Source organism: Roseomonas sp. KE0001, assembly GCF_016107285.1.
GTDB lineage: Bacteria > Pseudomonadota > Alphaproteobacteria > Acetobacterales > Acetobacteraceae > Pseudoroseomonas.
In genome coordinates this window covers 70,269-84,785 of the sequence record NZ_RCVQ01000001.1, presented here as the reverse complement: position 1 = coordinate 84,785, position 14,517 = coordinate 70,269, and the positions used below count along the sequence as shown (strand labels likewise).

Genomic DNA, 14,517 nt, shown 5'->3' with positions numbered 1-14,517 from the left:
GGAATCGCGGGCGGGTCGCGGGCGCGTCAGCGCCGGCGGGCGAGGCGGAGCATCGGGCGACAGCGGCCCCGGCGGGGCCCGGGCCGGTTCAGGACAGGAAAAACGGACATGGTCAGGAGATTCCACGCAAAGCCATGCGTGTAAAGAAATTCCACCCTCACACTTCCAGGCGCCCTCAGCTCCCCCTCCACATTTCGGGAATTCCTTTAATGCCCTGTAAGGAAACAGTATTCCCCTGAGAATGCCGGGAGCCACGGGGTCCGGCGGGCGGTACGGGAGAATGCCCGTCTCCGGGCCGCCCGGCCCGCAGCATGGCGTTCCACCGGAGCGCTCAACTTTACGAAATTCAACCTCGCTCTCCGGCCCAACCGCCTCGCCTCCCGGGTGTTGCTCAGCAGCGGAGGGGAGACAGGCGCATGGAATGCAGACTCGACGGGCAGGTGGCGGTGGTGACCGGCGCGAGTTCCGGCCTCGGCCGCGCGGTCGCCCTGCTCTACGGCCAATCCGGTGCCGCGGTGGTGGTGAACTATCACCGCGATGCCGAGGGCGCGGCCGAGGTGGTGCGGCAGATCGGGCAGGCCGGCGGACGGGCGCTCGCCGTGCAGGCCGACGTGGCCGAGGAGGCGGCGGTCGAGGCCTTGTTCGACGACGCCGCCCGCCATTTCGGCGGCATCGACATCCTGGTCGCCAATTCCGGCCTGCAGCAGGACGCGCCGGTCGCGGAGATGACCCTGGAGCAGTGGCGGCGGGTCATCGACGTCAACCTGACGGGTCAGTTCCTCTGCGCGCGCGCCGCGATCCGCCGCTTCCGCGCCCAGGGCAGGCGGCCCGGCGCCGCCCCCAGCCTCGGTAAGATCCTCTGCATGAGTTCGGTGCACGAGGTCATCCCCTGGGCGGGGCGGGTGAACTACGCCGCCTCCAAGGGCGGGGTGGCGCTGCTGATGCGCAGCCTGGCGCAGGAGGTGGCGGCGGAGGGCATCCGGGTGAACGCCATCGCCCCCGGCGCCATCCGCACGCCGATCAACGCGGAGAACACCGAGGGCGAGGCCGGGGAGAAGCTGCTGTCGCTGATCCCCTATGGCCGCATCGGCACTCCGGAGGACGTGGCGCGCGCCGCGCTCTTCCTGGCCTCCGACATGGCCGATTACGTGGTCGGCGCCACACTCTTCGTCGATGGCGGCATGACGCTCTACCCCGCCTTCCGCGACAACGGGTGAGGCGGGGCCTTAGCGCGTGATCTGTTCACATTCGTTCACAGAACACGCTTTCCATCCTTGTTCGATCGCGTGATTCACGCCTTTCGGTCATTCCACCTCAGGCGGTCACGCTCTAGCCTTTTGTTTTTGCGAGCATCTTCACCCGATCAGTTGATTCCAACCGATCGGGATCTGCTCTAGTCGGCGTACTGTCCCGCCGCCTGGATGATCGGCCGCCAGCGCGCCACCTCCTCCGCCAGGTAGCGGCGGTGATAGGCCGGCGTCGCGCGCTCGGCGCCGGCCGGCTGGGTGACCAGTTCGCCGAAGCGGGTCAGCAGCCGCTCCTCGCGCAAGGCGGCGCGGATGGCGGCCGAGAGCCGCTCCTGCACCTCGGGCGGCGTGCCGGCGGGGGCGTAGAGGCCATGCCAGGTGCTCATCAGGATGTCCGGCTCGCCCGCCTCGGCCGTGGTGGGCAGGTCGAGGCCCGGCACCCGCTGCGGCAGGGTGACGGCATAGGCCTTGATGCGCTTCTCGCGGATGAAGGGCGCCGTGTTGGTCGCCTGGTCGCAGAAGACATCGATGCGCCCGGCGATCATGTCGGTAATCGCCGGCGCGCTGCCGCGGAAGGCGACGGTGGTGAGCTTCCGGCCCGCCGCGCTCTGCAGCAGGACGCCGCAGAGCTGGTTGGCGCCGCCGAGCCCGGCATGGGCGAGCGTCAGCGCCTCGCCCTTCTCGCGGATCTCGCGCATGAAGCCGGCGAGGTCATCGGCCGGAAAGTCGGGCCGCGCCACCAGCGTCATCGCGGCGTCGGAGACGAGGCCGAGCGGCGCGAAGCTCTCCTGCACGTCATAGGGCAGCTTGCGGTAGAGCGTGGCGGTGCTGGCATGGCCGATGTGATGCATCAGCAGCACCGTGCCGTCCGGCCGCGCCTGGGCCACGCGGCCGGCGGCAATGGTGCCGCCGGCGCCGGTGACATTCTCCACCACCACCGACTGTCCGAGATCCTTGGCCATCCCCTCGGCCACCAGCCGGCTGATGACATCGGTCGGCCCCCCGGCGGCGAAGGGCACCGTCACGGTGATGGCGCGGTCTGGCACGCCGCCGCGGCCCTGGGCCAGGGCGGGGGTTGCCAGCAGGGCGGCGCCGGAGGTCAGGAGGGTTCGGCGGTGGATCATGGATGTCTCCCTTTCGTCGCGTCTGTTTTCGTCCAGTCTGGCCCGTTGGCCGGAGCCGGCAAAGACGCAATCGGGGGACGCAGGCCGCTAGCCCCGCCGCGCCTCAGACATTGGCGCTGCGGATCGCGTCGCAGACCGCCTCGGTCACCTCCCGGGTCGTGGCCTTGCCGCCCAGGTCGGGGGTGAGGAGGCCGCTGGCGGTGACGCGCTCCACCGCCTTCATCAGCCGCGCCGCCGCCTCGCGCTCGCCCAGATGCTCCAGCATCTGCGCCCCGGTCCAGAAGGTGGCGACGGGATTGGCGATGCCCTTTCCGGTAATGTCGAAGGCCGAGCCATGGATCGGTTCGAACATCGAGGGGAAGCGCCGCTCGGGGTCGATGTTGCCGGTGGGCGCCACGCCCAGGCTGCCGGCCAGCGCGGCGGCGAGATCGGAGAGGATGTCGGCGTGCAGATTGGTGGCGACGATGGTGTCGAGGCTCTGCGGCTTCAGCACCATGCGCATGGTCATGGCATCGACCAGCATCTTGTCCCAGGTGACGTCCGGGAACTCGCGCGACACCTCCTCGGCGATCTCGTCCCACATCACCATGCCGTGCCGCTGCGCGTTCGACTTGGTAACGACGGTCAGCAGCTTCCTCGGCCGCGCCTGCGCCAGGCGGAAGGCGTAGCGCATGATGCGCGTCACGCCGACGCGGGTGAAGATCGCGACCTCGGTCGCCACCTCCTCCGGCAGGCCCCTGTGCGCGCGGCCACCATGCCCGGCATACTCGCCCTCCGAGTTCTCGCGCACGATCACCCAGTCGAGATCGCCCGGGCCGCAGTCGCGCAGCGGCGGGGTGATGCCGGGCAGGATCTTGGTCGGGCGCACATTGGCGTACTGGTCGAAGCCCTGGCAGATCGGCAGGCGCAGGCCCCAGAGGGTGATGTGGTCCGGCACGTCCGGCGCGCCGACGGCGCCGAAGTAGATGGCGTCGAACGCCTTCAGCCGCTCCAGCCCATCCGCCGGCATCATGACGCCGTGCTTCCTGTAGTAGTCGGAGCCCCAGGGGAACTGCTCGACATGCAGGCGGAACTCGCCGGCGCGCTGGCTGAGCGTCTCCAGCGCCTGCAGGCCGGCGGCGATGACCTCGGGGCCGATGCCGTCGGCGGGGATGGCGGCGATGCGGTACTCGCGCATGGGGGGCGTCACTCCGGGATGGTTTTCCCGGCAGGATAGACCGTTTCGCCGCCATGCCCATCGGGTGCCAAAGAAAAGGCCGGGGAAGGCGATGCCCTCCCCGGCCCTCTCTCCTCCCCGGCGGTCAGGCCGCCAGGGCAAGCTCCGGCGGTGCCGGCTCGGCCGCCGCGACCTCCAGCATCGGGCGGTCGCGCACCTCGGCCAGGCGGGTCTGGTCGAAGCCGTTGAAGCCGGTGCGCAGGCAGGCGCCATAGGCCCCGAGCTGGCCGATCTCGATCCAGTCGCCCTCGCGGACATCCTCGGGCAGGAGGAAGGGTCCGCGCATGAAGTCGGCGCTGTCGCAGGTCGGGCCGAAGAGCGAGAAGCCGCGCTCCGCCGTGGCCGCCCCGCCCTCCGGGCGGATCAGCCGGGAGGGGAAGCGGAAGCCCGGCGCCCCGGCATCGGAGAGGGTGCCGTAGACGCCGTCATTGACATAGAGCGTGTCGCCGCGGCGCATCTGCACCTGCACCACGACGGAGCCGCCGCCCGCCGCCAGTGCCCGCCCCGGCTCGCACCACAGCTCGGCGCCCGGCAGGCCCAGCGCCTCGAAACCCGCCTCGATCTCGGCGAAATAGGCGCCGAGGGGCAGCGGCTCGATCTCCGGATAGGCCACCGGAAAGCCGCCGCCGACATCGACCACGTCGATGGCGACGCCAGCCAGGCGAATCGCCTGCCCGGCCAGCGCCAGGGCGCGGCGATAGGCCAGCGGGTCCATGCACTGCGAGCCCACATGGAAGGAGATGCCGAGCCGCGCCGCATGCGGCCGCGCCGCGCGCAGCAGCCCGACGGCCGCCTCCAGCGTCGCGCCGAACTTCCCCGACAGGTCGTACAGCGCCCCGCCCCCGGGCGGCGGCGCGATGCGCACCACAAGGCCGAGGCCCTCCGCCGCGCCGGCGCCGGTCTCCTCCAGGATCTTGGCCAGCTCGCTCGCATCGTCCAGCACAAAGTCGCGCACGCCCTGACGGGTCCAGGCCTCCCGGATGGCCGGGCGGGACTTCACCGGATGCATGAAGTGGATCGCGGCCTTGGGGAACATCCCACGCACCAGCGCCACCTCGGCCGCCGAGGCGCAGTCGAAGTGCCACACGCCGCCATCCCAGAGCGCCTGGAGCAGCAGCGGCTCGGGGTTGCACTTCACGGCATAGAGCACCGTGCCCGGAAAGCCGGTGACGAACTCCGTCGCGCCCCGGCTCAGGGCGGCGGGACGCAGGCAGAGCATCGGCTCGGCCGGGCGCTCGATGGCGACCAGGGCATCGACGGAGGGCAGGGCCGCGAGGCTCACCCGCGTCGCGGGACGGACAGGCGAGACAGCGGTGCGGGCGCGGAGGAGGCTCATGGCGGAAATCCCCACAACAACAGGCGACAGCGGAGGAGCCGGCGCGGCCGGCGGCGATGCGAGGCGGGCCGGAAGCGTGGCGCTCCCGGCGATGGCCTCAGGCGATGTTGCGATGGGTGGGCATCGCAGGCGTCCGTTCACCGAACATATCCACACTCCCTTCAGGACGCCGGCCCGCGAGGACCGGCCACTTCGAGAAAGGACGCTTCTACGTCGTTGCTGTGCCCCCTCGGGGGGCTCGCGGCACGTGCGATGGCGTCAGAGACCGCACCATTTGGGTGGCGGCAGGAGGGTTTTAAAGGAATTCGCCCGAATGAGGGAAAAGTTTTCGGTGCCTCAGCCCTGCTCCAGGCGAATAGCGGCCCCTGTCGGGCCTTACTCCGGCTTCCCTCCGGCCATGAGCGCCAGATATTCCCAGGCCAGCGTGGCGCCGGCCAGGGCGGTGATCTCGGACACGTCGAAGGCCGGCGCCACCTCGACGAGGTCCATTCCGCGGAAGTCGAGCCCGCCCAGGCGGCGCAGGATCGCCTGTGCCTGCCAGCTCGCCAGCCCGCCGATCTCGGGCGTGCCGGTGCCGGGGGCGAAGGCGGGGTCGAGGGTGTCGATGTCGAAGCTCAGATAGGCGGGGCCGCCGCCCACCACCGCCCGGATGCGTGCCGCCACCGCGGCCGGCCCCATCTCGTGCACCGTCTGCGCATCCAGCACCGTGACCCCCTGCCCCAGCGTCCAGTCCCAGACCTCGCGCTGCACGGGCGAGCGGATGCCGACCTGGATCATCCGCGCGGGATCGACCAGCCCCTCGCGGATGGCGTGCCAGAAGACCGAGCCATGGCCCCAGACCTGGCCGAAATTGTCGGGCCAGGTGTCCACATGGGCGTCGAAATGCGCCAGGCCGAGCGGCACGCCGAGGCGCCGGCGCAGCGCCCGCAGCAGGGCCAGCGTCACGCCATGCTCGCCGCCAAGGGCAATCAGGTGGCCGATACCGGCGGCCTGCGCCTCGATGGCGGCGAGGCTGGCCGGGATGTCGCCGAGCGCGATGGCGAAGTCCCCCGCATCGGAGAGGGAGAGCGCCGCCGGATCGACCCAGCTCGCCGGATGCGCGCCATCGACCAGCATGCGGCTGGCGCGGCGGATGGCCTCGGGGCCCGAGCGGGCACCGGCGCGGTTGGTGGTGCCGATGTCGAGCGGAATGCCGGCGACGACGAAATCCGCCGCCGTGTCGTGGCGGGTGACGCCGAGGAAGCCTGGCGGCGTGGCGAAGGTGGGGACCAGGGACATGCCGCAGACCTCCTGAGGGATGGCGGAAGGCCGTCTCCAAGCATGGATCGCCGCGCGGTGCCACCTCGGCCGGGGGAGCTTACCCCCCCCCGGCTCCCCGGCCCTACCCCCGCCCCGGTCTCAGGCGATGCCCTCCGCCTTCAGCCGGGCGATGTCCTCCTCCGAATAACCGAGGCCCCGCAGCACCTCCTCCGTGTGCTGGCCGAGCAGCGGCGCGGCGGAGCGGTAGTCCGGCGGTGTCGCCGAGAGCTTCACCGGATTGGCGATCACCTTCACCGTCTGGCCCGAGGCATGCGCCATCTCCACCACCATGTTCCGCGCCACGACATGCGGATCGGCGAAGACGTCCTTCAGCGTGTTGATCGGGCCACAGCCGATCTTCAGCGCCTCCAGCTTCTCGATCCAGTCCCGGGTCGGCCTGGTCTTCGTCACCGCCGTCAGCGTCTCCGTCACCAGGGCGCGGTTGCCGACACGGGCGGCATTGGTGGCGTAGCGCTCGTCGGCCAGCAGGTGCTCCAGGCCGAAATTGCGACAGAAGCGCTCGAAGGTCGGGTCGTTGCCGATGGAGAGCACCATGTAGCCATCGGCGGTCGGGAAGACCTGGTAGGGCACGATGTTCGGATGCTGGTTGCCGAGGCGCGGCGGGTTCTCGCCGGTCGAGAGGTAGTTCATGCCCTGATTGGCCAGCCAGGCCACATGGGTGTCGAGCATGCCGATATCGATCTGCTGCCCCTGCCCCGTCGCCTGCTTGTGGCGGAGCGCGGCCAGCACGCCGATGGTGCCGTAGAGGCCGGCGAAGAGATCGGCCACCGGGATGCCGACCTTCTGCGGCTCGCCCTCGGGCTCGCCGGTGAGCGACATCACGCCGCCCATGGCCTGGATCAGCGCGTCATAGCCCGGGCGCGGCGCATAGGGGCCGGTCTGGCCGAAGCCGGTGATCGAGCAGTAGATCAGGCCGGGATAGGTCTCCCGGAGCTGCTCATAGGCCAGGCCGTACTTGGCCAGCGCGCCGACCTTGAAGTTCTCGACCAGGATATCGGCCGTCTCCAGCAGCTTGTGCACCACCGCCTGGCCCTCGGGCTTGGCGATGTCGAGCGTCACCGACTTCTTGTTGCGGTTGACGCCGACGAAATAGGCGCTCTCCCGCGTGTTCGGCATGTAGGGCGGCGCGAAGCCGCGGGTGTCGTCGCCGGCCTCGGGGCGCTCGATCTTGACCACGTCGGCGCCCAGATCGGCCAGCATCTGCGTGCAGGTGGGGCCGGCCAGGACCCGGGTCAGGTCCACCACGCGAAGGCCCTTCAGCGGCCCCGTCGGCTCGGTCATGGCTCTCGTTCCTTCATGGCTGGTTCATGGGGGTGTCCCCGGCAGGTAACACCCGGAAAGGCGAAAAGAGAAAGGGGCCGGACGGGGATCGCCGCCCGGCCCCGGGGGAGAGTTGGCCTACAGCCAGCCCGGCAGGATCAGCACCGCCCAGGCCAGCGCCGGGCCGAGCACCACGACCAGCCCGCTGTAGATCAGGAAGCGCCGGAACAACTGGTCGCGCTCGCCTTCCGGCGCATTGGCCAGCACCAGGGCGCCATTGGTCGAGAAGGGGCTGACATCGACGATGGTGGCGGAGATGGCGAGGGCCGCGATCATGCCCACCGCGCCGATCTCGCCGCCGGCCAGGAAGGGCACGGCCAGCGGGATGATGGCGCCGAGCACGCCGGTCGAGGAGGCGAAGGCCGAGACCACGCCACCGATGTAGCAGAGCAGCATGGCCGCCAGCAGGGCCGAGCCCAGCGCCGCCACATTGGTGCTGACCATGTCGATGGCGCCCGCCTTCTGCAGCACGCCGACATAGGTGATGACGCCGGCGATCAGCAGGACGGTGGACCAGCTCACCTTGTCGATGGCGCCCTTCTGGGCATTGGGCGAGAGCAGCGCCAGCACGACGGCGATGGTGATGGCCACCATGCCGACGTTCAGCCCGAAGGCCAGCGAGCCGACGCCCAGGATGACCAGCCCGGCCAGGGTGAGGAGCTGGTCGCGGCTTGCCTGGGTGGGGTGGGGATGCCCGCCATCGCGGGGCGCGGCGGGCGTGCCGCCATGGCCGGTCACCGGCAGGGAGGCGCGGGCGCCATCCTCGAATTCCTCGTGCGTGCCGGTGTCGCGCCGCCCGATCAGCTTGCCGCCGCCGAAGGCGAAGAAGACGCCGATGGCCACCGCAAGGTTGAAGAGCAGGCTGGCCAGGAACAGCGCAGTGTCGTTGCCCGGCAGGCCGGCGCGCTCGACGATCTGGTTGGTGATGCCACCATAGATGGAGATCGGCGAGAAGCCGCCGCCCTGGGCGCCATGCACCACCAGCAGGCCCATCATCAGCCGGTCGATGTCGTAGTGGCGGGCGAAGCGCAGGGCGATGGGGGCGATGATCGCCACCGCCGCCGGGCTGACCGCGCCCACCGCGGTCAGCACGGCGGCGACGCCGAACATGACCCAGGGAATGGCGGCGACATGGCCGCGCACGCCGCGCACCGCCCAGTGCACCAGCAGGTCGATGGTGCCGTTCTTCTGCGCGATGGCGAAGAGGTAGGTGATGCCGACCAGGGTGACGAAGAGGTCGCCCGGGAAACCGCCCAGGATGGCGTTGGCCGACATGCCCACCGAGAAGGTGCCGATCAGGAAGGCCAGCGCGAAGGCGATGGCGCCCATGTTGATGGGCAGGGCGGTGCCGAGGATGAACAGGACGACAAGCCCCAGGATCGAGGCCATGGCAGGTGACATTCGGGTTCCTTTGCTCGGACGTTTGCTCGGCAGGCAGCTCTTGAAGGGGCTGCGCGGCCGGAAGGCAAGAGGGAGGGCCGGTTTCCCCGCCCCTCCCCGCGATCGCCTCAGGTGGCGCCAGCCTTGCCGGCATCCTCCCGCGCGCCGGACAGCAGGCGGGGCAGCAGGGTCCGGCCGCGCGGCAGGGCGATGGCCGGCAGCGACAGCAGCGCGTCCACCGAGGCCGAGCGGGCCACGGCGCCGGAGCGGGCGAAGGCCTCGTGGTTCGCCTCGATCACCTCCGGGTCATAGAGATAGTTCACCATGACGCCGAAGGATTCCTCCATCCCCCGCGGCGCCGTGTTGCCCAGCCAGTTGATGCGCTCCAGCTTGGCGCCGTTGCCCAGGTGGAAGCGCGCCACGGGGTCGATGGCGCCCATGCCGGTGTTCGGGCGGGTCAGGTACTCGGCGGCCAGGCGCAGCAGCGGGCCGCGCAGCGCGGCCTCCCGGATCGGGTCGCGCCACCATTCCCCTTCGGTCAGCATCTCGAGCAGCACGCCGGGGCCGGGGGCGACCTCCCCCTCCCTGGCCTCCTCCCTGGCCTCCTGCCCGGCCTCTTCCCGGGCCTCCTCCCCCCGCGCCCCGCGCCGCTGGGGCGCGGCGATCAGCGCGGCCAGCGCCGCCCGCTCATCCGCCCGCAGCGCGGCATCGTCGCGCTCCAGCTTGCGCTTCAGCCAGCGCCGGAAGCCCGGCACCGGCGAGAGGGTGGAGAAGCGGCGGAGCTGCGGCAGCTCGTCCTTCAACTCCTCGACCACCTGCTTGATCAGGAAGTTGCCGAAGGAGACGCCGCGCAGGCCCTCCTGGCAGTTCGAGATCGAGTAGAAGATCGCCGTGTCGAAGTCCGGGGGCGGCGCCGTGACGGGGCCGCCGTCGCGCGTCAGCAGCGGCTGGATGGCGCCGGCCAGCCCCTCGGTCAGCGCCACCTCGACGAAGATCAGCGGCTCGCCCGGCAGGGCGCGGTGGAAGAAGGCGAAGCAGCGGCGGTCCGGCGCCAGGCGGCGCCGCAGGTCGCCCCAGCCATCGATCTCGTGCACCGCCTCATAGGCGATGATCTTCTCCAGGATGGCGGCGGGCGTGTCCCAATCGATCCGCCGCAGCTCCAGGAAGCCCTTGTTGAACCAGGAGCCGAAGAGATGCCGCAGGTCCACGTCGAGCGGGCGCAGCGAGCTGTCCTTCTTCAGCCGGCCCAGCATCTCCCGGCGCATCTCGACCAGGGCCGCGGTGCCGCCGGGCGCCATGTTCATCCGGCGCAGCAGCTCCTGGCGCGGCGGCTCGGCGCGCTCGAAGAGGGTCATGGCCCGTTCCGGCGAGGGCTCGGCCAGATAGGCTTCGGCGGCGGCCCGCAGCTGGGCGTGATCGGGCAGGAAGCCATTGGCCAGGAAGTGACGGAAGGCGTCGCGCTCCTCGGGCGAGAGATCGCGCAGCACCTGCAGCAGCTCGCGCGCCACCGCGGCGCCAGAGGCCTCGCCGCGTTCCGAGAGCAATGCGGCCGCCAGCAGGCGGGCCCGTTCCAGGGGGGGCGTGGCGGCGCCCGGCACCGCGGCATAGGGGCGCCCGCGATCGGCGATACCGGACCAGAGGCGTTCCAGCCAGTTGCGCGCGCCAAGGGTGATGGATGGTGCCATGGACTCTCTACTCCCCAAGCCTTGGGCTCGATTAGAACCCTTCGCGGCGCCCGAGACCAGGGGGAGAATCCCTTACCATTATTCAAGAACGGTCATGGACCGTGAAATTGTATACGCACATTCGCTCAGGAGGCAGGCGCCGCAACCGTCTCCTGCAGCAGCCGCGTGACCACCGGCACGGCATGCGCCCGGTGCTCGTCCACCGCCCGGAGCAGCGCCGCGGCATCCCGCGCCCGGGCGGCCCGCAGGATCGCGGCGTGCTCGCGGCGCATCAGGCCCCGGTTCTTCGGATCGTTGAAGTATACCGCCCGGTACTGGTCCGAGGCATCCCAGATCTGCTCCAGGATGCGCAGCAGGCGGGGCATCCCGCAGGCTTCGAAGAGCGCGAAGTGGAAGCGCCGGTTGGCCGGGATCAGCCCCGCCACATCTGCCGCGGCGCAGGCCGCGTCGATCTCCCGCGTCGCCGCCTCCATCCGCGAGAGGTCGGCCTCGGCCAGGAGCGGAGCGGCGCTCCGCACCGCCTCCGCCTCCAGCACATCCCGCAGCCGGTAGATCTCGCGCAGGTCGTCGGCATCCAGCCACGCCACGGCATAGCCGCGGTGCGGCGTGTAGAGCACCCGCCCCTCGCCTTCCAGGATCCGCATCGCCTCGCGCACCGGCACGCGGCTGACGCCGAACTCCTCGGCCAGCTGTTCCATCGGAATGGCCTGGCCCGGGCGCAGGAGGCCGAGGCCCAGCCGGCGCCGAAGCTCCGCCAGGACCGCTTCCTGCGCCGTCGGTGGCTTCACCCTCTGCGTCATTCCCCGCTCCTTGCGGCCGGCGCCGGGGCGCGCGGCGGAATTGGATTTATCATGTATAAATGCGAGGGTAAAACCATCGCCGGGCGCACCTGCCCGGCCCAGTCTCGGAAGAACCCCTGGGAGGAACCCCGATGTCCGAAGACAAGGCCTTGCCCGATCAGGGCCTGCCGGTCCGCCACGCGGTGTCGGACCGCATCGGCTTCATCGGCCTGGGGCAGATGGGCCTGCCCATGGCGTGCTGTCTGCGCGCAGCCGGCCTGGCGCTGACCGTGCACGACACCGCCCCCGACGCGCTCGAGCGGCTGGCGGCGGCCCCCGGCGCGGCGCCGCCGCAGCGTGCCGACAGCCCCGCCGCGCTGGCGGCCGGCAGTGACATCGTCGTGCTGATGCTGCCGAGCAGCCCCGTCGTCGCCGCCGTCCTGGAGGGCCCCGGCGGGCTGCTGGACGCGCTCCGGCCCGGCATGCTGGTGATCGACATGGGGTCCTCCCTGCCCGGGGAGACGCGCCGGCTGGCGGAACGGGTGGCGGCGCATGGCGCGGAGATGATGGACGCGCCGGTCTCCGGCAGCGTGCTGAAGGCCAGCGACGGCACGCTGACCATCATGGCCGGCGGCAGCGCCGGGGCCCTGGCGCGGGCCACGCCGCTGCTCCGCCACATGGGCCGGACCATCATCCCGACCGGCGCGGTCGGCTCCGCCCATGCCATGAAGGCGCTGAACAACTACGTCTATGCCGCCGGGCTGCTGGCCTCGCTGGAGGCGCTTCGCCTCGGCGAGCGGCTCGGCCTCGACCTCGGCGTGCTGACCGATGTCATGAACGCCTCCTCCGGCCGCAATGTCGCCACCGAGACCAAGCTGCGCCAGCACGTGCTGAGTGGCGGCTATGCCGGGGGCTTCCAGCTCGGCCTGATGCGCAAGGACCTGGAGACCGCCGGCAGCATCGCCGGTGAGACGGGCTACGAGGCCCGCTCCCTCGCGCTCTGCCGCGCCGTCTGGGCCGAGGCGATGGAGCGGCTCGGCCCCGGCGCCGACAACACCGAACTGCACCGGCTGCTGTAGCGCCGGGCGGATGGCGGCAGGGGGGGAGGAAGGATGCCCAGAAGGGCGCGCCCCCCGCCGCCCCCACCACGTCCAAGGGAGATCCATCGATCATGCTGAGATTGCCACGCCGCGCCCTCCTGGGCTCCGGCCTTCTTGCCTCCGGCCTGCTGGCCGGCACCCCCGCGCGCCGGCTGCTTGCCGCCGAGGCCGGGGCGCTCACCCAGCCGCTGAAGGTCATCGTCCCCTTCCCCGCCGGCAGCGTCACCGACACGCTGGTGCGCTTCCTGCTGCAGCCGCTCGGCAACGCGCTGCGGCAGACCGTGGTGATCGACAACCGCGGCGGCGGCTTCGGCGTCATGGCCATGCAGGCCGCGGCCGAGGCGAAGGACGGGCACACGGTGGTGGCCTCCAGCGTCACCACGCTCTCGCTCAATCCGGTCACCCTGCCGAAGCTGCCCTATGACCCGATGGGCGACTTCGTGCATCTCGGGCTGATCGCCGAGACACCCTATGTCCTCGCCGTGCCCAATGCCTCGCCGGCGAAGGACCTGCCAGGCTTCCTGAAGCTGGCGCGGGAGAAGGCGGGGCAGCTCACCTATGCCTATGGCAATGCCAGCGCGCAGATCGCGGCCGAGACCATGGCGCGGCAGATCGGGATCGGGTTGACCGGCATCCCGTATCGCGGCGGCGCGGAGGCGCTGACCGATATCGTCGCCGGCCGGGTGGACTGCACCTTCACCGATATCACCAACGGCCTGGCGCAGGCGCGGCAGGGCGCCATGCGGGCGCTCGCGGTGACGACGGCGCAGGAGACCCCCCTCGCCCCCGGCCTGCCGCCCCTGGCCAGCGTGCTTCCGGATTTCGCGCTGACCGTCTGGTTCGGCCTCTCGGCGCCGAAATCCCTGCCTCCCGAGCGGGCCGCCTACCTGAACCGCACCCTCAACCATGTCCTGGCCCAGCCGGAGATGCAGAGGATCCTGTTCGAGCAGGGCTACACGACCCGGCCGATGTCGGGCCCGGACTACACCGCCTTCGTGGCCGAGGAGACCGGGCGCTGGGGCCGGCTGGCGCGGGAGGCGGGGCTGGCGAAGGGCTGAGGCGGCGCGCCGGCTCAGCCGGCGGCCCTGGCCTCCACGGGCATGGCCCAGGCCAGGGCGAGCCGCGCCGCCGCCTCCCGCACCGCCTGGCCAAGCGCCGCCTCGCGCGGCGTCATCGCCCGCTGCGGCCCCGTGCATTGCAGCACCATGCGCGGCTGCCCGCCGGCATCGCAGACCGCCGTGGCGATGCTCATGATGCCGTCCAGATATTCCATGCGGCCGATGACGAAGCCCTGCCGCCGCGCCGCCTCCACCTCCCGCCCGATCAGCGCCCTGTCGGTGAGGGTGGCGGCGGTGTGGGCGCGCGGCGACATGCCGGCCAGCACCGCCGTGGCGCGCTCCGCCGGCAGCGCCGCCAGCCGGGCCCGCAGCTGGGCCGGCGCATCGGCCGGGTAGCGGTGGCCGATCGGGACGTCGATCATCAGCTCCGGATCCCCCCGCGCGCTCTCGACGCAGGTGAAGCTGCCGTCGCGATTGATGCGGCAGAGCAGGCAGGGCAGGCCGAGGGCGCGCGCCAGGCGCTGCACCACGTCGCGCATCAGCGCGCCGCGATCGTGGCGGCGGATCGTCGCCGCCAGATCCAGCAGCAGGCCCGGCGAGACCGCGTAGCGCTGCCGCTCAGCGTCATGCGCCACCCAGCCCTCGGCCACCAGGGTGCGCAGGATCATCAGGCAGTGGCTCTTGGTGAGGCCAAGGCGGGCGGCGATGGCGGCCAGGCCGAGGCCGGCGCCGGGCTCCGCGTCCAGCAGGCGCAGGATGGACAGGCACTTGCCGACGGCCGGCACGGCGACGGCAGCGGCACGGCTTCCGGGGAGATCGAGGCTGGCTTCCATGCGCGGCGCGCTTTCCCTGCTCCCAGGGTGGCCGTGCCCGGTTGACAGCTCCGTCAAACGAGCGCCACCATCATTCATACAGAACGATGTTCCATATAGAGAACATCGGCCGCCTGCTC

12 protein-coding genes are annotated in these 14,517 nt (G+C 71.3%); 3 read left to right on the top strand and 9 right to left on the bottom strand.

From position 1 onward, the window contains the following. The first annotated feature begins 416 nt into the window (after window positions 1-416). Window positions 417-1,217 (top strand): glucose 1-dehydrogenase, encoded by an 801-nt coding sequence (locus D9598_RS00340; protein ID WP_198364415.1) that lies wholly within the window; start codon window positions 417-419, stop codon window positions 1,215-1,217. Window positions 1,218-1,393: 176 nt separating this feature from the next. Here D9598_RS00340 and D9598_RS00335 read toward each other — a convergent pair whose 3' ends face one another. The 8 genes from D9598_RS00335 to D9598_RS00300 form a co-directional block, all read right to left on the bottom strand. Beyond that, a complete protein-coding gene (locus D9598_RS00335) occupies window positions 1,394-2,371 on the bottom strand; it encodes a tripartite tricarboxylate transporter substrate-binding protein (protein WP_198364414.1) in 978 nt (325 codons plus the stop codon). A 103-nt stretch (window positions 2,372-2,474) separates the two neighbouring features. After that, the gene (locus D9598_RS00330; RefSeq protein WP_198364977.1) at window positions 2,475-3,548 is read right to left on the bottom strand and encodes a tartrate dehydrogenase; all 1,074 of its coding nucleotides are present in this window, start codon (window positions 3,546-3,548) and stop codon (window positions 2,475-2,477) included. A 124-nt stretch (window positions 3,549-3,672) separates the two neighbouring features. Then, the gene (locus D9598_RS00325) at window positions 3,673-4,923 is read right to left on the bottom strand and encodes a type III PLP-dependent enzyme (protein ID WP_198364413.1); all 1,251 of its coding nucleotides are present in this window, start codon (window positions 4,921-4,923) and stop codon (window positions 3,673-3,675) included. A gap of 375 nt (window positions 4,924-5,298) precedes the next feature. Continuing rightward, window positions 5,299-6,201, bottom strand: a complete 903-nt coding sequence (speB, locus tag D9598_RS00320; RefSeq protein WP_198364412.1) for an agmatinase — start codon at window positions 6,199-6,201, stop codon at window positions 5,299-5,301. Between the two features lie 120 nt (window positions 6,202-6,321). Beyond that, the gene (locus tag D9598_RS00315; protein ID WP_198364411.1) at window positions 6,322-7,524 is read right to left on the bottom strand and encodes a CaiB/BaiF CoA-transferase family protein; all 1,203 of its coding nucleotides are present in this window, start codon (window positions 7,522-7,524) and stop codon (window positions 6,322-6,324) included. A 117-nt stretch (window positions 7,525-7,641) separates the two neighbouring features. Next, window positions 7,642-8,964, bottom strand: coding sequence for an SLC13 family permease (locus tag D9598_RS00310; RefSeq protein ID WP_232476782.1), 1,323 nt, complete (start codon window positions 8,962-8,964; stop codon window positions 7,642-7,644). Window positions 8,965-9,071: 107 nt separating this feature from the next. After that, window positions 9,072-10,628 carry a malonyl-CoA decarboxylase gene (locus tag D9598_RS00305; RefSeq protein WP_198364410.1) on the bottom strand — a complete coding sequence of 519 codons (1,557 nt, stop codon included), beginning with the start codon at window positions 10,626-10,628 and terminating at the stop codon, window positions 9,072-9,074. A gap of 125 nt (window positions 10,629-10,753) precedes the next feature. Continuing rightward, window positions 10,754-11,428, bottom strand: coding sequence for a GntR family transcriptional regulator (locus D9598_RS00300; protein ID WP_198364409.1), 675 nt, complete (start codon window positions 11,426-11,428; stop codon window positions 10,754-10,756). 131 nt (window positions 11,429-11,559) lie between these two features. Between D9598_RS00300 and D9598_RS00295 the strand changes: the two genes are divergently transcribed. Further along, window positions 11,560-12,486, top strand: a complete 927-nt coding sequence (locus D9598_RS00295; protein ID WP_198364408.1) for an NAD(P)-dependent oxidoreductase — start codon at window positions 11,560-11,562, stop codon at window positions 12,484-12,486. 92 nt (window positions 12,487-12,578) lie between these two features. Next, window positions 12,579-13,565, top strand: a complete 987-nt coding sequence (locus tag D9598_RS00290) for a tripartite tricarboxylate transporter substrate binding protein (RefSeq protein ID WP_198364407.1) — start codon at window positions 12,579-12,581, stop codon at window positions 13,563-13,565. A gap of 14 nt (window positions 13,566-13,579) precedes the next feature. Here D9598_RS00290 and D9598_RS00285 read toward each other — a convergent pair whose 3' ends face one another. After that, window positions 13,580-14,398 (bottom strand): IclR family transcriptional regulator, encoded by an 819-nt coding sequence (locus D9598_RS00285; RefSeq protein ID WP_198364406.1) that lies wholly within the window; start codon window positions 14,396-14,398, stop codon window positions 13,580-13,582. Between the last annotated feature and the right edge of the window lie 119 nt (window positions 14,399-14,517).